This is a genomic window from Catellatospora bangladeshensis, assembly GCF_016862575.1.
Lineage (GTDB): Bacteria > Actinomycetota > Actinomycetes > Mycobacteriales > Micromonosporaceae > Catellatospora > Catellatospora bangladeshensis.
Genome location: NZ_BONF01000010.1, coordinates 23,512 through 43,827 on the forward strand (window position 1 = coordinate 23,512; position 20,316 = coordinate 43,827).

General features: G+C 71.8%; 18 protein-coding genes. 8 read left to right on the plus strand and 10 right to left on the minus strand.

All coding sequences use genetic code 11. The features are described from left to right. Positions 1–62 precede the first annotated feature (62 nt). The 4 genes from Cba03nite_RS09405 to Cba03nite_RS09420 all read right to left on the minus strand — a co-directional run bounded on the left by Cba03nite_RS09405 (position 63) and on the right by Cba03nite_RS09420 (position 4,166). Entirely contained in the window at positions 63–1,046 is a 984-nt protein-coding gene (locus Cba03nite_RS09405) for an outer membrane protein assembly factor BamB family protein (RefSeq protein WP_203744243.1), read from the minus strand. A gap of 134 nt (positions 1,047–1,180) precedes the next feature. Next, a complete protein-coding gene (locus Cba03nite_RS09410; protein ID WP_203744244.1) occupies positions 1,181–2,581 on the minus strand; it encodes an alkaline phosphatase PhoX in 1,401 nt (466 codons plus the stop codon). Between the two features lie 126 nt (positions 2,582–2,707). Continuing rightward, positions 2,708–3,058 carry a DUF6401 family natural product biosynthesis protein gene (locus Cba03nite_RS09415; RefSeq protein WP_203744247.1) on the minus strand — a complete coding sequence of 117 codons (351 nt, stop codon included), beginning with the start codon at positions 3,056–3,058 and terminating at the stop codon, positions 2,708–2,710. 193 nt (positions 3,059–3,251) lie between these two features. Then, a complete protein-coding gene (locus Cba03nite_RS09420) occupies positions 3,252–4,166 on the minus strand; it encodes a mechanosensitive ion channel family protein (protein ID WP_203744250.1) in 915 nt (304 codons plus the stop codon). A gap of 213 nt (positions 4,167–4,379) precedes the next feature. On the opposite strand from Cba03nite_RS09420, the gene Cba03nite_RS09425 reads away from it, so the two are divergent. Next, entirely contained in the window at positions 4,380–4,712 is a 333-nt protein-coding gene (locus Cba03nite_RS09425) for a DUF1232 domain-containing protein (RefSeq protein WP_203744253.1), read from the plus strand. 58 nt (positions 4,713–4,770) lie between these two features. Here the strand turns inward: Cba03nite_RS09425 and mmsB are convergent, their stop codons facing one another. The 4 genes from mmsB to Cba03nite_RS40250 all read right to left on the minus strand — a co-directional run bounded on the left by mmsB (position 4,771) and on the right by Cba03nite_RS40250 (position 10,168). Further along, the gene (mmsB, locus tag Cba03nite_RS09430; protein WP_203744256.1) at positions 4,771–6,027 is read right to left on the minus strand and encodes a multiple monosaccharide ABC transporter permease; all 1,257 of its coding nucleotides are present in this window, start codon (positions 6,025–6,027) and stop codon (positions 4,771–4,773) included. 4 nt (positions 6,028–6,031) lie between these two features. Beyond that, on the minus strand, positions 6,032–7,564 hold the full coding sequence (gene mmsA, locus Cba03nite_RS09435; RefSeq protein WP_203744259.1) for a multiple monosaccharide ABC transporter ATP-binding protein: 1,533 nt from the start codon (positions 7,562–7,564) through the stop codon (positions 6,032–6,034). Between the two features lie 63 nt (positions 7,565–7,627). Next, entirely contained in the window at positions 7,628–8,749 is a 1,122-nt protein-coding gene (gene chvE, locus Cba03nite_RS09440) for a multiple monosaccharide ABC transporter substrate-binding protein (RefSeq protein WP_203744262.1), read from the minus strand. A 252-nt stretch (positions 8,750–9,001) separates the two neighbouring features. Next, positions 9,002–10,168 (minus strand): hypothetical protein, encoded by a 1,167-nt coding sequence (locus tag Cba03nite_RS40250; RefSeq protein WP_203744265.1) that lies wholly within the window; start codon positions 10,166–10,168, stop codon positions 9,002–9,004. A 6-nt stretch (positions 10,169–10,174) separates the two neighbouring features. Here Cba03nite_RS40250 and Cba03nite_RS40255 point away from each other — a divergent pair, with 6 nt between their 5' ends. Both Cba03nite_RS40255 and Cba03nite_RS09450 read left to right on the plus strand, forming a co-directional pair. After that, positions 10,175–10,300: a hypothetical protein gene (locus Cba03nite_RS40255; RefSeq protein WP_275411568.1), complete on the plus strand. Its 126-nt coding sequence runs from the start codon at positions 10,175–10,177 to the stop codon at positions 10,298–10,300. Beyond that, a complete protein-coding gene (locus Cba03nite_RS09450) occupies positions 10,297–10,821 on the plus strand; it encodes a GNAT family N-acetyltransferase (RefSeq protein ID WP_203744268.1) in 525 nt (174 codons plus the stop codon). The genes Cba03nite_RS40255 and Cba03nite_RS09450 overlap by 4 nt, the downstream gene beginning before the upstream one ends. A gap of 48 nt (positions 10,822–10,869) precedes the next feature. Here the strand turns inward: Cba03nite_RS09450 and Cba03nite_RS09455 are convergent, their stop codons facing one another. Further along, a complete protein-coding gene (locus Cba03nite_RS09455) occupies positions 10,870–12,336 on the minus strand; it encodes a cellulase family glycosylhydrolase (RefSeq protein WP_203744270.1) in 1,467 nt (488 codons plus the stop codon). Between the two features lie 193 nt (positions 12,337–12,529). After that, positions 12,530–13,021: a GNAT family N-acetyltransferase gene (locus tag Cba03nite_RS09460; RefSeq protein WP_203744273.1), complete on the minus strand. Its 492-nt coding sequence runs from the start codon at positions 13,019–13,021 to the stop codon at positions 12,530–12,532. A 53-nt stretch (positions 13,022–13,074) separates the two neighbouring features. On the opposite strand from Cba03nite_RS09460, the gene Cba03nite_RS09465 reads away from it, so the two are divergent. From Cba03nite_RS09465 to Cba03nite_RS09485, 5 genes are all read left to right on the plus strand, one after another. Further along, positions 13,075–13,695 (plus strand): hypothetical protein, encoded by a 621-nt coding sequence (locus tag Cba03nite_RS09465; RefSeq protein WP_203744276.1) that lies wholly within the window; start codon positions 13,075–13,077, stop codon positions 13,693–13,695. Positions 13,696–13,855: 160 nt separating this feature from the next. Next, positions 13,856–15,091 (plus strand): exonuclease domain-containing protein, encoded by a 1,236-nt coding sequence (locus Cba03nite_RS09470; RefSeq protein ID WP_203744279.1) that lies wholly within the window; start codon positions 13,856–13,858, stop codon positions 15,089–15,091. A 113-nt stretch (positions 15,092–15,204) separates the two neighbouring features. Then, positions 15,205–18,714 (plus strand): ABC transporter ATP-binding protein, encoded by a 3,510-nt coding sequence (locus Cba03nite_RS09475; protein WP_203744282.1) that lies wholly within the window; start codon positions 15,205–15,207, stop codon positions 18,712–18,714. A 195-nt stretch (positions 18,715–18,909) separates the two neighbouring features. Further along, entirely contained in the window at positions 18,910–19,644 is a 735-nt protein-coding gene (locus tag Cba03nite_RS09480; protein WP_203744285.1) for a lytic polysaccharide monooxygenase, read from the plus strand. 70 nt (positions 19,645–19,714) lie between these two features. Further along, positions 19,715–20,314 carry a DUF305 domain-containing protein gene (locus Cba03nite_RS09485; RefSeq protein ID WP_203744288.1) on the plus strand — a complete coding sequence of 200 codons (600 nt, stop codon included), beginning with the start codon at positions 19,715–19,717 and terminating at the stop codon, positions 20,312–20,314. Positions 20,315–20,316 lie beyond the last annotated feature (2 nt).

Genomic DNA, 20,316 nt, shown 5'->3' on the forward strand with positions numbered 1-20,316 from the left:
TCACCATTCCCTCTCGAGTCCCCGCACGATCAACCTAACCGCCCGGTGGAGCTGCGACGACTTCACGCCCGCAGGTCCACCGCGAGCAGCTCGCTCTTTCCCATCACCAGCACGCGGTCCCGGCCCGTCACGTGCAGCGCGCCGATCCGCCTATCCACGGTGGCCTGGCCGAGCACCGCCCCGCCGGGGTCGACGGCGACCAGCTTGCCCTGATCGGAGGCGAGCACATAGCCGGACTCCACGGCGACGGCACCGACCAGCCGCCCGTACAGCGGCACGCGTGCCCACGGCGCCGCCGTCCCGGGCTCCAGCGCGACCTGGCCTTCGCCGGTGTCGCACCAGACCAGCCCGCCCGCCACGCGCACCGCCCCGGTGTCCTCCGGCACTCCGGGCAGCCGGTCGATCTCCCCGGTCGGCAGGCACAGCACCCACACCGCCCTGGAGACGCCGCGGATGAGGACCCGGTCGGCGTCGAGGGGCAGGAACACCGGACCCGAGTCCACGCCGAGCACCGGCTCCGGCAACCGCCAGGCGGCGATGTCCCCGCCGGTCCGGGCGTCGATCCGCCGGATCCGGCCGGTGCCGGTCTCGGCGACCAGCACATGGCCGTCGACGGCGTACGGCGTCTCGACCGCGACCCGCTCCGGCGTGCGCCAGAGCAGTGATCCGGTGCCGAGGTCGTGCGCGCCGAGCGGGGTGTAGCCGCGCCAACCGCCGACGACGGCCGCGCCTCCGGCCACCGCGAGATGGCCGGTCGTCGGGGGCAGCTCGGCCCGCCACAGCTGCTCGCCCGCGATCACCTCGAAGCAGAGCAGCCACGGGTGCGGCTGCCACTGCGCGATCGCCAGGCACCGGCCCCCGGCGATGGTCAGTGCGCCCGGCCAGCGGCAGCCGGGCGCGTCCCAGCGCACGCCGCCGTCACGCACGTCCAGACCGATCAGGCGGCTGGAGCGCTCGTGCACGACCACCCGTTCACCGGCGACCGCAGACCGGGTCTCGTAGGCGCGCTGGTGCACGCTGTGCCGCCAGCGCACCTGGAAGATCATCCCGCGATGAAAGCACAGGACGTGGCTCGTCACAACCACATCAGAGATGCCGGTGGCGGCGTCCGTCCCTGGCACCGCCACCGGCTGGCGCCCGCCCCGGCGGCACATCCGGGACGGGCGCGGCATACGGCAGGTCAGTGCCCGTGGCCGTGACCCTTGCGGCCCCACGGGCCGGTGATGGCGAGCACGAGCCCGTCGGCCTGGATGCCGGCGAACAGGATCCGCCCGTCCCGGCTGAACGTCGGCCCGGCGAACTCGCTGTCGCTGATCTCGTTGCGGGCCAGCGCGTACGTCTCCCCGCGGTCGCTGACGCCGACCAGGTGGGACAGGCCCTCGCCGTCCTCGGCGAGGATGATCCCGCCGTACGGCGACACCGTGATGTTGTCCGGCCCGTCGAACGCGCCGTCCACGGACGGGTCCGGGTTCACCCCGAAGATCGTCTTCAGCTCGACGGTCTCGCGCTTCGGGTCGTAGAACCACACCTGGCCGTCGTGCTCGTGCAGGCTGCCGTCGCTGAGGCGGGCGTAGCTGGAGACGAAGTACACGCCGCCGTCGCCGTACCACTGGCCTTCCAGCTTGCGGGCGCGGGTGACCTGGTCGTTGGTGAACTGCTTGCGCACCGAGACCGTGGCGGCCAGCCGGTCCGGCACGTCCACCCAGCTCACCTGGTACGTGGTGCCCGGCTCGGTGGCGGCGGACAGGTCGGCGATGTGCTCGCCGTGCAGCGTCGCCTTGAGCGCCTGGAGCCGGCCCGCGGTGTCGCCGTCCTCGCTGAGCGCGAGCTTGCGCAGCGCGCCGTCGCGGCCCTTGAAGCCCTTCGGCGGCACCCAGCGGAAGTAGAGCCCGTTCGGGCCGCTCGCGTCCTCGGTCAGGTAGATCTCGTCGGTCTTCGGGTCCACCGCGACGGCCTCATGTGCGTAGCGGCCGAGGAACTTCAGCGGCACCGGCTCGTAGTTGGCCTCCTGGTCGAACGGGTCGACCTCGAACACCCAGCCGTGGTCCTGCTGGAACACCCCGCCCTTGCGCTGCTCCGTCTCCTCGCAGGTGAGCCAGGTGCCCCACGGGGTGATGCCGCCGGCGCAGTTGTTGTGCGTGCCGGCGAGGCTGACGTACTGGCGGATCCGGTTGCCGTCGTGGTCGACGTCGATGTTGGTGGTGCCGCCGCGGGCGCCGGGGTCGAAGGTGAGGCCGGGCCGGGCGGGCACGCCGAACGGCTCGGAGCCGCCGATCTCGTGGTTGTTGACCAGGGTGAAGCCGCGGCGGGTGCCGAAGCAGGCGGTGCCGTCGGGGTCGCCGGGTGTGGGCTCGCCGGTGGCCAGCAGGGTCTGCCCGGCACGTGCGACGATCTTGTAAGAGAAGCCCTCCGGCAGGGCGAGGATGCCGGCCGGGTCCGGGATCAGCGGGCCGTAGCCGGGGACCGACGGGTGGGCGTACGCCGGTCCGGCGACGGCCGACACGCTGCCGGCGAACGCGATGCCGAGGCCGCCGAGGGTGCCGGCGCGCAGCAGGTTACGGCGGGAGAGAGGGGTGTTCACGCAGAACCGCCTTCGAGGTTTCTTCACGTCGTTGACCTCGACATGCAAACCCGTGCGGTCTAACGGGCCGGGCGAACGACCCCACACCCCGGCGAACAGCAGGCAAACGTTGGGTGCGCGCGCCGGTCAGGCGGCGGTGACGTCCTCGTCCTGGACCGCGGTGGCCAGCTCGCAGACGGCGACCAGCCGCCAGGTGATCTGGTCGGCGCGCCGCCAGTCGACCGTCGTCGGGTCCGGCATCCGCCAGCCCAGCGAGGTGGCGCGGTCGGTCAGCCCGTCGGCGTAGCTGGCCAGCTCGACCAGCGGCGGGCGCCGGTTCGGGTCGAGCGCGTCGCCGACGGTCGCGGTGGCCTGGTCGAGCATCGCGGCCACGCCGGGGTCGGCCGCGGCGGCGGCACGTCCGGCGTCGCCGACCGCGCGGGCGTAGCGGTCGAGCACCTGGCGGGCGAGTTCGGGGCTGGTGGGGCCGTGGTCCATGCGGCGAGCGTAGGCGAGCACCGATCGATAGAAAGCAGCTCAACGCCCGATATGACCGAACAGCGGAGAAGGCTGCCCGACCGGTGCCACCCGCCCGAGGTATGGCCATCCGGACCCACCTGTGATCAAAGCTCCCTTCCCACTGCCGGAACAGGAGGAAGGGAGCTTTGATCACAGGGGTGGCGACCACGCGTCAGCGACGCGGGCGCGGGTCCGGGATCGGCTGCGTCTGGTCGCTGTCGAAGCCGGGCACCAGCGGCTCCCGCTCGGCCTCCTGCGGGTAGGCCGTCGCCTCGGCGGACGCCGGGCGCTCGATGATCGCCGTCGGCTCGGCGGACGCCGGCCGCTCGCCGGCGGCCTGCGACGGGTACACGGTGCCGGTCTGCGGCGCCGACATGATCTGCGAGGCGTCGGACTGGCCGGCGGCGTACGCGCGCGCGTGCTCGGCGACCCGGGTCGACTCCTGGCCGGCCCGGTCGAGCCAGCCCTCCCAGCGCGACTGCATCGGGCGGACCAGGCCGCCGCCGACACCCACGATGAGGATGCCCGCCATCGTGGCCAGCACCGCGATCAGGATCGGGGTGGTGACCGTGGTGGCCACGCCGACCTGGTTCAGCGCCGCGATCACGCCGAGGCCGACGATGAACACCGACGCGGTGGTCGCCAGGAACCGGCCGTACGACAGGCCGCCCAGCGCGCTGCTGATCAGGTCCTTGACCCAGGACGCGATGGCGGCGGCGACGACCACGATGATGATCGCGACGAACGCCTGCGGCAGCCACGCCACGACCGCGTTGATCAGGTCGGAGACCGGGTTCGGGCCCCAGATGCCGAATGCGAGCTGCAGCGTGAACAGCAGCACCGCGTAGTAGACCAGGCGCGCCACCAGGTCGGAGGCGTCGACGCCGCCCCGGGCCAGCACGCCCGCGACGCCGCCGCGCTCGGCGAGCCGGTCGAAGCGGACCCGTTCGAGGCCCTTGTCGGTGAGCATGCGCAGGCCCCGGGCGACGAGCCACCCGACGAACAGGATCGCCACGAAGGCCAGCGCCTTGGGCAGGAACAGCGCGATCGACCGCAGGGTGTCGGTCGCCACCTCTCCGAGGTCCATGGCTGTATTCCTTTCGGACGGTGAGGGTTTCTTGTCAGCGAAGGCATTCCCCACCGGACGCGGCCGGAAACGGCGTTCACCACGTTCGGGCGATTCGAGGCTGGTCGTAGCGACATATCCGGATGAGACCGGTGACCGGACCGCCGGGTATCGCGGCACAAGCGGCCGAACGACCGCTGGATTACCGGGAGCCCGCCGGGGTAGAAATCGTGCGTGTCTCGGGATACCTGGATCATCATCGGCGTCGCCGTCGCGATCGTCGGCATCATCACGCTCATCGGCGCGATCAAGCTGGGCAAACGCCTGTTCGTGGCCAAGCGCATGCTCGGCGAGCTGGGCATGGGCGGCAAGATCGCCTTCTGGGGCGCGCTGATCTACACCATCTTCCCGGTGGACCTGCTGCCGGACCCCATCTACCTCGACGACATGGGCGTGCTCGCGGTCGCCCTGACGTACCTCACCAACCTGATCCGCAAGCGCCGCGGCGGCTCCCTGCTCCCCCACTCCCGCAAGGAGACCGACCGCGACCGGTCCACCCGCCGCTGAGCACGCAGAAGGGCGCCGTCCAACGCGATCGCGTTGGACGGCGCCCTTCCTGAGCAGCCTACTTTCCGGCGCCGGCCCGCCGCTTGGCGAACACGTCGAACGCCACCGCGGCCAGCAACACCAGGCCCTTGAACAGCATGACCCGCTCGCTCGGCGCGCCGATGAGCGACATGCCGTTGTTGATCACACCCATGATGAGGCCGCCGGTGATGGCGCCGACCACCCTGCCCACACCGCCCTGCACGGCCGCGCCGCCGATGAAGGCGGCTGCGATGGCGTCCAGCTCGAAGCCGTTGCCGGCGGTGGGACCCGCCTGGTTGAGCCGTCCGGCGAAGACGATGCCCGCGATCGAGGCCAGCACGCCCATGTTGACGAACAGCCAGAACGTCACCGACTTCACCTTGATGCCGGACAGCGTCGCGGCGTTGAGGTTGCCGCCGATGGCGTAGATGTGACGGCCGAAGACCACCCGGTCGGTCAGCAGCGAGTACGCCAGCACCAGTACCGCGAGCAGCACGAGCACCCAGGGCAGGTTCTTGAACCGGGCCAGCTGCACGATCACGGTCATCACCACGACCGCGGCCAGGACCAGCTTCGCGACGAACAGCGCGGTCGGCTCGACGCTCTGGCCGTAGCGCTGCCGCCCGGCGCGGGCGCGCCACTGCGTGACCACGATGCCGGCCACGAAGGCGAGCCCGATCAGCAGCGTGAACAGGTCCGCGCCGTCGAGCGGGCCGAGGCCGATGTTGCCGAGGTACGTCGGCATGAAGCCGTTGGCGATCGTGCGGACCTCGTCCGGGAACGGCCCGATGCCCTGGTTGCCGAGCACGGCCAGGGTCAGCGCGCGGAACACGAGCATCCCGGCCAGCGTCACGATGAAGGCCGGGATGCCGAAGTACGCGATCCAGTAACCCTGCCAGGCGCCGATCAGGCCGCCGCAGATCAGCGTGATCAGAATCGCCAGCGGCCAGGGCAGGTCGTACTCGACCATGAGCACGGCCGAGATCGCGCCGGTCACAGCGAGCACCGAGCCCGCCGACAGGTCGATGTGCCCGGCGATGATGATCAGGATCATGCCGATGGCGAGGATCAGGATGTAGGAGTTCTGCACCACCAGGTTGGAGATGTTCTGCGGCGCCAGCAGGTCGCCCTCGGTCCACACCGCGAACAGCGCGATGATGAGCGCGAACGCGATGTAGATGCCGTTCTGGCGCAGGTTCGCCGAGAACAGCCGGCCGCCGAACCGGTCCGGCGCCGCGGCCTGCTTCGCCACCGCGACCGCGGGGCCGGGGCCGGTCGGGTCGACACCGATCATGGGGTCACTGCTCCTTAACCGTGGTCATGTACTGCATGAGCCGCTCCGGGGTGGCCTCGGCGCGGGTGACCTGCCCGGTGATCCGGCCGGCGGACATCGCGTAGATGCGGTCGCACACGCCGAGCAGCTCGGGCAGCTCGGAGGAGATGACCAGCACAGCCTTGCCCTGGTCGGCCATCTGGTTGATGATCGTGTAGATCTCGTACTTGGCGCCCACGTCGATGCCCCGGGTGGGCTCGTCGAGGATGAGCACGTCGGCGTCGGTGAACAGCCACTTGGACAGCACGACCTTCTGCTGGTTGCCGCCGCTGAGCTTGCCGGTGACCGCCGAGACGTTCGGCGCCTTGATGTTCAGGCCGGTGCGGTACGCCTCGGCGACCCGGTACTCCTCGTTGTCGTGGATCCAGCCGCGGGTGGCCAGCTTGCCCAGCGCGGCGGCGGACACGTTGCGCTTGATGTCGTCGATCAGCACCAGGCCGTAGCGTTTGCGGTCCTCCGTGGCGTACGCGATGCCGTGCGCGATCGCGTCGCCGACGCTCTTGAGCTGGATCTCCCGCCCGTGCTTGAAGACGCGGCCGGAGATCCCGGTGCCGTAGCTGCGCCCGAAGACACTCATCGCCAGCTCGGTGCGCCCGGCCCCCATCAGCCCGGCCAGCCCGACGATCTCGCCCCGGCGCAGGCTCAGGTTGGCTCCGCGCACCACCACCCGCCCGTGCTGGGTGGGGCTGTGCACGGTCCAGTCCTCGATGCGCAGCACCTCCTCGCCGATGTGCGGCTCGTGCTCGGGGAACCGGTGTTCGAGGTCCCGGCCCACCATGCCGGCGATGATGCGGTCGGCGGTGACGACGTCGGCCGCCATGTCGAGCGTCTCGATGGTGCGCCCGTCGCGCAGGATCGTGGTGGAGTCGGCGATCGCCTCGATCTCGTTCAGCTTGTGCGAGATGATCACACAGGTGATGCCCTGGTCCCGCAGGCCGCGCAGCAGGTTCAGCAGATGTGCGGAGTCCTGGTCGTTGAGCGCGGCGGTCGGCTCGTCCAGGATGAGCAGCCGCACCCGCTTGGACAGCGCCTTGGCGATCTCGACCAGCTGCTGCTTGCCGACGCCGAGGTCCATGGACGGCGTGGTGGGGTTCTCGTCCAGGCCCACCCGGCGCAGCAGCTCGGCGGCCTCGGCGTTGGTGCGGTTCCAGTCCACCAGACCGCGGGGGGCGCGCTCGTTGCCGAGGAAGATGTTCTCCGCGATCGACAGGTTCGGGCACAGGGCCAGCTCCTGATGGATGATCACGATGCCGAGGCGCTCGCTGTCCCGGATGCCGCCGAAGGTGCACGGCTGACCGTCGACGACGATCTCACCGGAGTAGGAGCCGTGCGGGTACACCCCGGACAGCACCTTCATCAGGGTGGACTTGCCGGCGCCGTTCTCCCCGCAGACCGCGTGGATCTCGCCCCGGCGCACCGTGAGGTTGACGTCGTCGAGGGCGGTGACCCCGGGGAACGTCTTGGTGATGCCCCGCATCTGCAGGATCACGTCGGTCAAGGTCGCCCTCCTCGGGACGGGACAGGGCGCCCGGCCGGATCGCACCGGCCGGGCGCGCGGTCACTACTTGAGCTGGTCCGCGGTGTAGTAGCCGGTGGTGATCAGAGCCGCCTCGTAGTTGTCCTTGTAGACGATCACCGGCTCGAGCAGGTACGACGGCACGACCTTGGTGCCGTTGTCGTAGTCCTTGGTGTTGTTCACCTCGGGCTTACCGCCCTTGAGCACCGCGTCGGCCATCTTCACGGTGACCTTCGCCAGCTCACGGGTGTCCTTGTAGATCGTGGCGTACTGCTCACCCGCGATGATCGACTTGACCGAGGCGACCTCGGCGTCCTGGCCGGTCACGATCGGGTACGGCTGGCCCGCGGTGCCGTAGCCGGTGCTCTTGAGCGCCGACAGGATGCCGATGGACAGGCCGTCGTACGGCGACAGCACGCCGTGCACCTTGTCGCCCTTGGCGTAGGTCTTGGTGAGCAGGTCCTCCATGCGCTTCTGCGCGGTGGCCGGGTCCCAGCGCAGGATCGCGACGGTCTTGAAGTCGGTCTGGCCGCTCTTGACCACCAGGGTGCCCTTGTCGATGAACGGCTTGAGCGTGTCCATCGCGCCGTTGAAGAAGAACGTCGCGTTGTTGTCGTCCGGCGAGCCGGCGAACAGCTCGACGTTGAACGGGCCCTTCGCCGTGCCGTCGGACCCGTCCGCCTTCTTCAGGCCGAGGCCGACCAGCAGCGAGGTCGCCTGCTGCACGCCGACCTTGTAGTTGTCGAAGGTGGCGTAGTAGTCGACGTTCGGCGAGTTGCGGATCAGGCGGTCGTACGCGATGACCGGGATCTTCTTGTCGGCCGCCTGCTGCAGCTGGGTGGTGATGGCGGTGCCGTCGATCGAGGCGATGATCAGCAGCTTCGCGCCCTTGGTGATCTGGTTCTCGAGCTGGTTCACCTGGGTCGGGATGTCGTTCTCGGCGTACTGCAGATCCACCGCGTAGCCGAGCGCCTCCAGCTGGGACTTCAGGTTGTCTCCGTCGTGGATCCAGCGCTCGGAGGAGCGGGTCGGCATCGTGACGCCCACGAGCGTCTTGCCGTCACCGCCCGGCTGCTGGTCGCCGGTCTTGGTGCTGGAGCCACAGGCGGCGAGGCCGGTGGCGAGAAGCAGGCCCACCGCGGCGGCGGCCAGTTTTGCGATCTTCATATCGCTCCTATTCCGACGGGAGTTGCCCGGGGACGGCCGGTCGGCGTGTGAGCGTTCACAGACAGTGATGTGAGCGCTCACATTCCTGGGTCGGTTTCGCTACTGCTGAGCATGGCGGCGCAACGGCACCACATCGGTGACCGGCTCCGTGTTACAAGCATGTTAGCGATAACATTTCGAGTGTCAAGAGCGTCCGCGCGCCTGCCCGAAACCCTTTCGCACGACGGCGCCGCCCGCCTCCGGGCGCGTTGCTCAGCGCGCCGAGGCGTACGCCGCGAGCAGCCCGTGCCCGGTCGGCAGCCCGTACCAGCGCAGCAGGTCGTCGAGCTGCTCGCCGTCCGCCGTGAACATCTCCGGATGCCCCGCGAGGTGTTCGACCAGCCATGACTGCGCGGGCGTCAGCCGCTCGAACGGCACCCGCCCCGTCCGCTCGTCGTCGCCGAACGCCAGGTAGAACGGCTCGGCCAGGTGCTCGGCCCAGCCCCCGGACCGCGGCTGCGCCGTCGCCGCCTCGACCAGCCTGCGCCGGATCTCCGCGCCGGCCGGGTCGCCGATGCGCTCCAGCAGCCGCACCGACCACTCGGCCCGCCGCATACCCCACGGCGCCAGCCACGGCTCGTCGTGGTCGGACCGGACCTCGGCGCGGGTCCGCAGCACCACCCGCACCTCCTCCGGTGCGGCGGCGCCGCAGGCCAGCGCCCACGAGGCGGCCGCCGCCCAGCGCACCTCCCCGTCCGGGTCGGACAGCAGCTCCAGCCCCGCCGACAGAGCGGGTCCGGGGGTCCGCGCGGCCAGCCCCGCCGCCAGCAGCGCGCTCACCCGCGCGTCGCGGCGCAGCCCGCCGCGGAACGCCGCGTCCACCAGCGGCCCGACCGTGGTGCGGGCCTGCTCGGGGAACCAGGCCAGCAGGTACGCCGCCGCCTCGGCCACGGCGCCGTCCGGATCGGCCAGCAGCGGCACGATGCGCGGCACCTCGACGCGGACCGCGTCGTACACCCGCAGCTCCGCGCTGCCCTCGGGGGCGCGGCCGTCGTACGTCCGGCCGCTCCACTCGCTGTAGAGCAGGTGCCAGGACTCGTCGACGGCGTCCGGCGAGGGGCGCAGCCGCCCGATCGGGAAGCCGGTGACCAGGTACGGGTGGTCGGAGCCGATCGCCATCGCGGTGAGCAGGTGCAGGATCACCGGCCGGTCGGCGGTCGCCGGGTCGACGGCGAGATCGGCCAGGAACGGCACCGCGTACGCGTCCGCCTCGAAGCGCAGGCCCTCGTGCAGCAGGCAGCTCCACAGCTCGTCCAGCGCCTCGGCCCGCACCTCGGCGTCCGGCGAGCGCAGCGCGGCGATGAACGCGGGGATCTCCTCGGCCGTGCCGTAGGCGTGCGTCAAACCGCTCCAGCCGACGCTGTCCAGCTTCTCCAGCATCCTTCGATGATGGCTGTCACCCCCGACGTTAATCGGGCAGTTTGTGCGACCGAAGGCATCGACATCCTTGACGATCATCCCGCCGGTGCGGTGCGGGCCGCCGCGGGCCGTTTTGCGATCATGAGGGTATGAGTGTCACCACCCGCCTCGTCACCATGGACGACGTACCCGCGATCGCCGAGCTGTACCGGGTGAACCTGGAGTTCCTCACCCCGTTCGAGCCGATCCGGCCGGAGGGGTGGTTCACCGAGGAGGGGCAGGCGGAGGTGGTCCGCGTCGCGCTGCGGCGGCACGCGCTGGGCGAGGTCGTGCCGCACGTGATCGAGCTGGACGGCCGGGTGGTGGGCCGGATCAACCTGAACGACATCGTGCGCGGCCCGTTCCTGAACAGCCACCTCGGCTACTGGGTGAGCCAGGACGTCAACGGCCGGGGTGTGGCGAGCGCGGCCGTGGCGCTGATGAAGCAGGTGGCCTTCGGGGAGGAAGGGCTGCACCGGATCCAGGCCGGGGCCATGCCGCACAACCTCGCCTCGCGGCGGGTGCTGGAGCGCAACGGGTTCGTACGCATCGGCATGGCCCCGAAGTACCTGCGGATCGCGGGCGTCTGGCGGGACCATGTCCTGTACCAGCTGCTCGCGGACGACGAGGGTTAAGAAGGGCACCTTCTACTACGTATTACGTTAAGAAGGTGCCCTTCCTTCTCAGAAGTCGTCGGGGGTGCGGATGCGGTCGCGGACCCAGGCGCCGGCGGGCTTGAGGCGGGCGGTGCCGGAGAAGGCGCCGGCCGAGCAGGTGCCGGAGGTGAAGACGGCCCCGGAGCGGAAGTCGTCGGAGAAGTTCCAGTTCGTCCAGCTGACCTTCTTGGCGGCCATCAGGTCCAGGTAGCGCTGGGACATGGTGAAGTTGTTCGGGCCGTCGCCGGTGTACTCCTGGGTGCCGAACTCGGTGACGAACATGGGCAGGGTGTCGATCGCCTGGGCGAACGTGTTGTAGTAGGCGTCGCCGTGCGAGGCGGCGTAGAAGTGGAAGACGTACATGACGTTGCCGGCCGCGACCGGGTTCGCCGCGATGGTGGAGACGCCGCCGCCGCTGCCGGACACGCCGAGCGAGGACCAGTCGGGGGTGCCGACGAGCACGACGGCCTCCGCGTCCTGCGCCCGGATCACCGGGATGAGCTGGTCGGCGTAGCTCTTGATGCTGGACCAGTTGACGCCGCTGGGCTCGTTGGCGATCTCGTAGAGCACGTTGACCTTGTTCGCGTGGCGCTGCGCGATCTCGGTGAAGAAGGTCTTGGCGCGGGCCAGGTTGTAGTTCGGGTCGCCGGGGTCGAGCATGTGCCAGTCGACGATGGCGTACATGCCGCGCGCGGTGGCCAGCTCGATGTAGTTGTGCACCATGTCGGTGTAGCGGCGCGGGTCGGTCTCGTAGCCGCCCTCCTGGATGTACATCGAGATGCGCAGCACGTCTGCCTGCCACTCGCTGGCCAGCACGGACAGCGAGGCGGCGGTGGCGCAGCTCGAGTACCACTGGATGCCGTGCGTGCTCATGCCGCGCAGCTGGATCGCCTTGCCGTTCTTGTTGCACAGCTGGCGGCCGCAGACCCGCAGCTGGCCGTTGGCGGCCACGGGGGTGCCGGGGTTGGGGCTGGCCGACGGGGACGGCGACGGCGGGCGTGAGGGCGAGGCCGACGGCGACGGCGGCCGGGACGGCGAGGCCGAGGGCGACGGCGGGCGCGGCGACGACGCGGAAGGGCTGGGCTGGGTGCCGCCCGCGCACGGCTGGCCGTTGAGCAGGCAGCCGCTGGGGCTGCCCGCGCCGACGCCGATGAAGCCGAAGGTGACCGTGGCGCCCGGGGCGACGTTGCCGTTCCAGCCGACGTTGCCGAAGACGACCTGCTGGCCGCTACCGGAGCGGGTGGCGTCCCAGTGCGAGCTGATGGTGGTCCCGGTGGGCAGGGTGAACGAGACCTGCCAGGTGCTCAGCGTCGTCGTGCCGCCGTTCACGATGGTGTAGCGGCCCTCGAACCCGGAGCCCCATTCGGACACCTTGGTGAAGGTGGCGGTCGGTGTCCCGGCCGCACCGGCGGTGCTGACCGCGACGGCGAGCGACAGCGCCGCCAGGGCGGTCACCGCGCCTGCGGCGAGGACGGATCTGAGTTTGCGAGACATACGCGCCTCCACGGGGGCTTCGGAGGGGTCCGAACCGGACTGATAGGAAAACTAACTTACGATTGCCCACCATAGGTAGACGTCACTGCCCCGTCAAGGCGACATCACTTAAAGATCACTTAAATCGACACGCCACCAGCACCGGCACCTCGCGGCCGTCGGGTATGCAGCCACATTGGACCCGCGTGAGCGGTCAGACCTGGCGGGCGAAGCGGTGGCAGGGCACCGGGACGGGCCCGCCGGAGGTGTGCGCCGGGTAGTCGAAGGCGCCCTCGTCGGTCCAGCCCTCGCGGGCGTAGAAGCGGCGGGCGCGGGCGTTGCCGGCGGCCACCGCCAGCCAGGCGCGGGCGTGCCCGTTCGCCCTGACCTGCCGGGCGGCCTCGGCAAGCAGCGCCCCGGCGACGCCGCTGCCGCGGTGTGCCGCGCTGACGTACACCTGCTCGACCTCGTCGCCGTGCACCACGATGAACCCGGCGACCGCGCCGTCCACCTCGGCGACCGTGGTGTCGGCGACCCGCTGCGCGGCGCGCACGCCGAACGACTCCGCGGTGCGGATCGCCACCAGCTCCTCGGGCACGTGGCCGAGGTGCCCGTCGCGCCAGCCGTCCCGCCAAATCGCCGCCACCGCCGCCGCGTCGTCCGCCCGCGCGGGCCGCAACCGGAAGGCACCGTCCCCATCGGTCATCCGCCCAGCCTAACCGGGCGGCGGCCGTGCGCGACTGTGACACATTTCCGGGTATGGATGCACTGCAGCTCGCCGGTGCGCTCGCCCTGGTCGCCCTGAGCCTGGTCGGCCTGGTCATCGGCGTACGCGACGAGCGCCGCCGGCACCGGGCCGAGGTCTGGTCCCGCCACGGCACGCCGCGTACGGTGTCGATCCGCTACCCGCGCGGCGGCTGGTCCGGCCAGGCCCCCTGGAGCATCGCCCTCTACCTGCTGTGGACCGGCATCGTGTCGGCGTTCCTGCTGTTCCTCGTCGTAAACATCGCCGCGCCGGGGCCCTGGACGACCACCGGCCGGATCGCGCTGGCCGCCGGCGCCGTGGGCGGGCTGGGCGGCGGGGTGCTGGCGCTGCTGAGCTACCTCGGCACCCGCACCGTCGATGCACCTGGCGTGCGGACATACGGCTACGTGCCGTGCGGGATACCGGCGACCGAGCCCCGGCTGCACTGCGTGCTCGTACACGAAGCCCCGGGCGGGGAGGACGCCGGGCGCCTGACCGCGCTCCCCCGCGACACCGCGCACGTGCGGCTGCCCGGCCGCGCAGTCGCGATCCAGGTCAGATACGACGGCCTGACCCGGTTCGACCTCGCGCAGCAGCTGGCGGGCCAGGCCCGGCGAGCCGCCCGGCGCGGATGATCGAATCCGGGTCCTCATAGGACTATTGTTCGGGTCCGGGCTCCGCACGGCCCGGCGTCCCCGGGACGGCGGATGGGGGCGGGTGCCTTCGGCCGAGCCCGGCGGTATCCGCCAGGACCTACCGTGAGGACGCGGACCACGGCACAGCAGAGGTGACGGCATGTACGCGGTGATCGACGTCGAGACCACCGGCCTGCGCACGACCTGGCACGACCGCATCTGCGAGATCGCGATCGTGCACGTCGACGCGGCCGGGCGCATCACCGGCGACTGGTGCAGCCTGGTCAACCCCGAACGCGACCTCGGACCGCAGCACGTGCACGGCATCACCGCCGCCGAGGCCCGGCGCGCACCCGTCTTCGCCGACCTCGCCGGCCGGATCAGCCTGCTGCTGCGCGACCGGGTCGTGGTGGCGCACAACCTCGCCTTCGACGCGGCCTTCCTGGTCGCCGAGTACGCCCGGCTCGGCCTTTCGGCCCCGGTCGGCCGGGAGTACGGGCTGTGCACCATGAACCTGGCCGCGCAGCTGCTGCCCAACGCGGGCCGCAGCCTGCGCGACTGCTGCCTGGCCGCGGGCATCCCGCAGCACCGGGCGCACAGCGCGCTGGACGACGCACGCGCCGCCGCGGGGCTGCTCTCGCGATACCTGCACCGGGTCGGCGCCCCGCCGCCCTGGCAGCAGCTGGTCCTCGACGCTGCCACGCTGACCTGGCCGGACCTGCCCGAGGCGGACGTGCTGCCGATGCAGCGGCGGCACCGGCACGAGGTCGAGGAGCACTTCCTGGCCCGGCTCATCGACCGGCTGCCGCGGGTGGCCTCGCCGCCGCAGGCCGACACGTACCTGTCCCTGCTCGACCACGCGCTGCTCGACCGGCACGTCTCCACCATGGAGGCGGACGCGCTGGTCGAGGCCGCTGGGGAGCTGGGCCTCAGCCGGGCCGAGGTGCTCGACCTGCACCGGGTCTACCTGCACGCGCTCGCCGCCGAAGCGCGCGACGACGGCACCGTGACCGACATCGAACGCGCCGACCTGCACACCGTCGCCACGCTGCTCGGCCTCACCCGCGCCGACGTGGCGGCGGTCCTGGACCCCGCGCCGGACCCGGCGCACCGGCGCAGCACCCGGCCGCTGCCGGCGCCCGCGTTCCAGCTGCTGCCGGGCGACACGGTCGTGTTCACCGGGCAGACCGCCGAACCCCGGGAGCTGTGGGAGGAACGCGCCCGCGCGGCGGGCCTGGCCGTCGGGCGCGGGGTCACCCGCACCACCCGGCTGCTGGTCGCGGCGGACCCGGACACCATGTCGGGCAAGGCGCGGCAGGCCCGGCGGCACCGCGTGCCCATCATCCATCCGGGTGCGTTCCTCGGGCTGCTGGCGAAGCTGCCGCCCGCGCCGTGACCGGCCGCGGCCTGTGGTGATCACCACGGGGCCGGCCCCGTAATTGTGTTGAGGCCCACCCACGCCGCCTTGCATGCTGGTGACCAGTTCAAACCACGTGCAAGGGGCCCCCGATGCGTCTGTTCCGTGACCTGTGGGCCACGTCGCCACGCCGTACCGCGCTAGTCCTGTTACTCATCGCGGCCGGTGCGGCCGCGGCCGCGGTGTCCGCTCCCCTGGCCGGTTCCGTGCTGGTGGACCGGTCCGGTCCGGGGTTCGCCGCGCTGGCCGTGGCGCTGGCCGTGGTCGTGCTCGGCGATCTCTCGCTGGGCCTGCTCATGTCGCGCATCACCGCGGACTGGGCGGCCGACGTGCGGCGCAGGCTGTGCAAGGTCGCGTTCGGGCAGTCGCTGCCCGCGCTGGAGGGCACCCCGGTCGGCGAGCTGCTCGACCGCATCGACAGCGACGTCTACCAGGTGGGCTCGCAGCTGCGCGGCAACGGCGTGCGCATCGTGCAGTCGGCCGCGGTGGCGGTGCTCTCGCTGGTCACCGCGTTCGTGGTGTGGTGGCCCGCGGGCCTGGTCATGCTGCTGCTGACCGGTGCGCTGGCGACCGGGCTGCGCAGGTCGACGGCGGCCATCGGCCCCGCCCGCATGGACGAGGAGGAGGCCTGGTCGGACCTGGCCGCGGTCACCGAGGAGGCCGTGCACGGCCAGGACGACGTACGCACCAGCCTGGGCCGCCCGTACGTGCTGCGCCTGGTCGCCGCGCGCACCGGCGAGGTGCTGCGGCGCGGCCGCCGCGTCTGGCGGATGTCGTCGCGGGTGACCACGATCGCGTCCGGGGTGACCCGGGCCGGCATCGCGCTGATGGTGCTCGGCGGCGTGTGGGCGCTGGCCGCGGGGCAGATCGGCGCGGCGCAGCTGACCGCCGTGTGGCTGCTGTCCATCGCCTTCGGCGGCACGGTCGAACAGGTCAGCCGTATGCTGCCGGAGGTGCAGTACGCGCTGGGCGCGTGGGCCCGGGTGCAGCTGCTGCGCGACGTGCCGCAGGAGCCCACGGGCGGCGGCGCCCCGCGTGCCGGGCGGCTGGAGGTGCGCGGGCTGACCTTCAGTTACGCGGCCGACCGGCGCCGCCCCGTGCTGCACGAGCTTGACCTGACCTTCGCGCCGGGACGGTCGTACGCGATCGTCGGCCGCACCGGCTCGGGCAAGTCGACGCTGGCCAAGGTGCTGACCCGGTCGGTGGACGTGCCGCGCGGCGCGGTGTTCCTGGGCGGCGTGGACCTGCTCGACCTGGACGTCGAGCAGCTGCGCCGGTGGACCGCGATCGTGCCGCAGCGCACCGAGATCCTGGCCGGCACGCTGGCCGAGAACATCGCCCTGTTCGACCCGGAGCTGCTGGACGCGGCCGGGCCCGCGCTGGCGGAGCTGGGGCTGTCGTCCTGGGTGCAGAGCCTGCCCGACGGCCTGGCGACCCGGCTCGGCGAGGGCGGGCAGAAGCTGTCCGCGGGCCAGGAGCAGCTGGTGGCGTTCGCCCGCATCCTGGTCCGCGACCCGCAGGTGGTGATCCTCGACGAGGCCACCGCCCGGATGGACCCGGTGACCGAGGGGCGGGTGCAGCAGGCCGCCGAGCGGCTGCTGCGCGGCCGGATCGGCATCGTCATCGCGCACCGGCTGTCCTCGGTGCGCTCCTGCGACGAGGTCGTGGTGCTGGCCGACGGCCGGGTGGTCGAGGCCGGGCCGCTGTCCGAGTCACAGCGCTTCGCCGAGCTGCTGGCCAGCAGCCGGGCCGACACCGCCGACGGCGAGCTGGTGCTGGCCGGGGCGTACGGCCTGGCGGCCGCCGCCGAGGCGGCGCCCGGCACGGGACGGCGCGGCGGTGCCGAAGCGGCCCGCGGCGGCATCGGCGACGAGACCGAGCTGACGGCGGCGCCCAGGTCGGACCCGCCGCCGCTGCCGGACACGCCGAAGGTGCGCACGCTGCGCGAGATCTACCGGCTGACCGTCAACGACGCCCGGTTCGGCCTGTTCGGCGTCGCGATGTTCGCGATCATGCTGCTGTTCGGCCTGGACGGCACGGTGCTGCCGTGGCTGTGGTCGGACCTGGTCGACGGCGTCGGCAACCCGTGGTGGCCCGCGCTGGGCATCGCCGCCGGCCTGATGATCACCACTCCGGCGGGCTACTTCGCCGGTGTGCGCTACCCGGAGTGGTGGGTGCGCCAGATGCTGCGCATCAACGTACGCCTGGTGCACGGGCAGACCGGGCCGCGCCGGATCAGCAAGCACACCCCGGCGGAGGTGGTGGCGCAGGGCGGCGACACCGAACGGGTGGTGCTGCTGGCCGACAACCTGGTCGACCAGTCGCTGTCGGTGTTCGTGATCGTGACGATGACGCTGGTGTCCGGCTCGATCGTGCCCGCGCTGTTCTTCGCGGGCACGATGCTGCTGTCGGGCCTGACCGCGCTGATCTTCGCGCCGGTGCTGAAACGCTCGGCCGCGCACACGGTCGCGGCGCGGGCCGCGTTCGCCACGTTCCTGGTGTCGTCGCTGTCGTCGGCGCGCACCGTGAAGCTGGCCGGGGCGACCCGGCCGGTGCTGGCCGAGCTGGCCCGGCTGGACACCGCGCGCAGCGAGCGGCAGCGGCGTGAGATCTCGACGCAGGTCTGGGCGCGCTCGACCCCGGCGCTGCTGTCCGGCCTGCTCCCGATCGGCGTGTGGGCCCTGTTCATGGCCGGTGACCTGGGCGCGGGTGCGACGCTGGTCGCGATCTCGACGCTGGGTTCGGCGCGCTGGTTCGCGTGGACCACCGCCTCGCTGGTGTCGCAGCTGCCGTCGGCCCGGGTGTGGACCAAGCGCACCGTGGCGATGGCGGGCGTGGCGGGCTACTCCACCTCCGTGCCGGGCGTCGACATGTCGGCGGGCACGGCGCCCGGTCCGGTGGCCGCACCCCGGCACCCGCTGCGACGGCTGGACCTGGCCGGGTTCAGCGCGGTGCACGAGGACGGCACGGTGGGCGTACGCGGCGTCGACCTCACCGTCGAGCGCGGTGACCTGGTGCTGGTGGTCGGCCCCGTCGGCGCGGGCAAGTCGTCGCTGCTGCGGGCGCTGGCCGGCATCGTGCACCACGACGGCGACCTGCGGTGGAACGGCGACCGGATCACCGATCCGGAGCTGTTCCTGCGCCCCAACCAGGTCGGCTACGTCGCCCAGCTGCCGCGGGTGCTGTCCGGCACGGTCAGCGACAACATCCAGCTGGGCCACGACGTGGACGCCGCCGCCGCGGTGGCCACGGCGCAGCTGGAGCACGACCTGGCGGCCGCGGGCAGCGGCATGGAGCTGTTGATCGGGCACAAGGGCACCCGGCTGTCCGGGGGCCAGCTGCAGCGGCTGGCGCTGGCCCGCGCGCTGGCGCCGGGCACCGAGCTGCTGATCGCCGACGACGTATCGTCCGCCCTGGACGTGACGACGGAGCTGCAGCTGTGGCAGGCGCTGCGCGCGCACGGGGTGACGGTGGTCGGCTCGACCTCGAAGCGGGCCGCGCTGGTGCAGGCCGACCGGGTAGTCGTGCTGATCAACGGTGCGGTCACCGCGCAGGGCTCCTGGGAGGAGCTGGAGGGCCGCTGGGGCCACCTGGCGGGCTGAGACGTACAGACGGGAGCCCACACCGCGACGCGGTGTGGGCTCCTCTTCTATGCCAATTTTAAGCCAGATCTCAGTTAACCGTATTTACAGTTAGGACTGTTTATTTTATGTTTCCGTGAACGAGCGTCGATGTCTCCTCTCACGACACCGGCGCTCGCCCGGTCGGTCCATCCCGCGTGCAAGCGAGGAGGAGCCATGAGAAAACGGATCGTCCTACCCGTCCTGTCCATCTTCACCGTCCTGGCGTCCGGTCTGGTCGCCACCCCCGCGAGCGCCCACGGCTACATCTCCAACCCGCCGAGCCGGCAGGCGATGTGTGCCCAGGGCAGAGTCACCGGCTGCGGTGACATCGTGTGGGAGCCGCAGAGCGTGGAGGCCCCCAAGGGCTCCATGCAGTGCAACGGCGGCGGCAGCCGGTTCGCGGTGCTCAACGACAACACCAAGAACTGGCCGGCCACCTCCGTCGGCAACAACGTCTCGTTCAACTGGGTGCTCACCGCCCGCCACCGCACCAGCACCTGGGAGTACTTCGTCGGGAGCACCCGCATCGCGGTGTTCAACGACAACGGCGCCCAGCCTGGCGCGACGGTCTCGCACAACGTGAGCCTGGGCGGACGCACCGGCCGGTTCACCGTGCTGGCCCGGTGGAACGTCTACGACACCGCGATGGCGTTCTACTCCTGCGTGGACCTGCAGGTCGGCAGTGGTGGCGGGGGCGGCACCCCGACTCCGCCGCCGCCCTCCCCCACGCCTCCGCCGCCGTCGCCCACCCCGCCGACCAACCCCGGCGGGACCTGGGCGGCCGGCACGTACTACGCCGTGGGCGCGACCGTGACCTACGGCGGGGCGACCTACCGCTGCCTGCAGGCGCACACCGCGCTCGCCGGCTGGGAGCCGTCCACCACCCCCGCGCTCTGGCAGCGCATCTAGCACCGCCCACCCGGCTCGCGGCCGCCCGGACCGCGAGCCGGGGTCCCCACCTCACCGTCGAGGAGAGACGTTGAAGCGCTTTCTGGCCCTGGCCGCCGTCGCCGCGCTGCTCGCCGGGTGCGACGCGCCGCCCGGGGTGGCCACCGCCCCGGCTCCGGCCGCCTCCCCGGCCGGGTCCGCGCCGCCCGCCGTGAACGAGTCCGGCGGCCACAACGCCACCGACGTGATGTTCCTGCAGATGATGGCCGCGCAGTACGCCCCGGCCGCCGAGCTGCTCAAGGTCGCCGCCGAGCGCAGCCGCAACCAGCAGGTGCGCGACCTCGCCGCCGCGATGGACGTCACCCAGGCCGACGAGCTGAAGACGGTGCAGGGCTGGCTCACGGGCTGGCAGGAGCCGCTCGTCCCCGACGCGAACCCCGACGTGCACGCCGCGCACGGCGGGCTGCCCGCGACCGGCGCCGAGGAGGTCAAGGCGCTGCGCGCGGCCAAGGACGCCGACTTCGATCAGGTCCTGCTCAACCTGCTCATCGGCCACCAGCACCAGGCCGTCGAGTACGCCCGGCTGGAGCTGTCCGGCGGCGCAAACCCGCAGGTGCTGGAGTTCGCCACGCGCGTCGACTCCTCCCGCACCGCCCAGGTCAAGATGATGCTGGAGCTGGTGTCCGGGTAGGG

Excerpts from the sequence above, each read along its gene's own strand:
- Cba03nite_RS09405 (WP_203744243.1), bottom strand. The coding sequence starts at position 1,046 with ATGATCTTCCAGGTGCGCTGGCGGCACAGCGTGCACCAGCGCGCCTAC.
- Cba03nite_RS09415 (WP_203744247.1), bottom strand. The coding sequence starts at position 3,058 with ATGGACCACGGCCCCACCAGCCCCGAACTCGCCCGCCAGGTGCTCGAC.
- Cba03nite_RS09420 (WP_203744250.1), bottom strand. The coding sequence starts at position 4,166 with ATGGACCTCGGAGAGGTGGCGACCGACACCCTGCGGTCGATCGCGCTG.
- mmsB (WP_203744256.1), bottom strand. The coding sequence starts at position 6,027 with ATGATCGGTGTCGACCCGACCGGCCCCGGCCCCGCGGTCGCGGTGGCG.
- chvE (WP_203744262.1), bottom strand. The coding sequence starts at position 8,749 with ATGAAGATCGCAAAACTGGCCGCCGCCGCGGTGGGCCTGCTTCTCGCC.
- Cba03nite_RS40250 (WP_203744265.1), bottom strand. The coding sequence starts at position 10,168 with ATGCTGGAGAAGCTGGACAGCGTCGGCTGGAGCGGTTTGACGCACGCC.
- Cba03nite_RS40255 (WP_275411568.1), top strand. The coding sequence starts at position 10,175 with ATGATGGCTGTCACCCCCGACGTTAATCGGGCAGTTTGTGCGACCGAA.
- Cba03nite_RS09450 (WP_203744268.1), top strand. The coding sequence starts at position 10,297 with ATGAGTGTCACCACCCGCCTCGTCACCATGGACGACGTACCCGCGATC.
- Cba03nite_RS09455 (WP_203744270.1), bottom strand. The coding sequence starts at position 12,336 with ATGTCTCGCAAACTCAGATCCGTCCTCGCCGCAGGCGCGGTGACCGCC.
- Cba03nite_RS09460 (WP_203744273.1), bottom strand. The coding sequence starts at position 13,021 with ATGACCGATGGGGACGGTGCCTTCCGGTTGCGGCCCGCGCGGGCGGAC.
- Cba03nite_RS09465 (WP_203744276.1), top strand. The coding sequence starts at position 13,075 with ATGGATGCACTGCAGCTCGCCGGTGCGCTCGCCCTGGTCGCCCTGAGC.
- Cba03nite_RS09470 (WP_203744279.1), top strand. The coding sequence starts at position 13,856 with ATGTACGCGGTGATCGACGTCGAGACCACCGGCCTGCGCACGACCTGG.
- Cba03nite_RS09475 (WP_203744282.1), top strand. The coding sequence starts at position 15,205 with ATGCGTCTGTTCCGTGACCTGTGGGCCACGTCGCCACGCCGTACCGCG.
- Cba03nite_RS09480 (WP_203744285.1), top strand. The coding sequence starts at position 18,910 with ATGAGAAAACGGATCGTCCTACCCGTCCTGTCCATCTTCACCGTCCTG.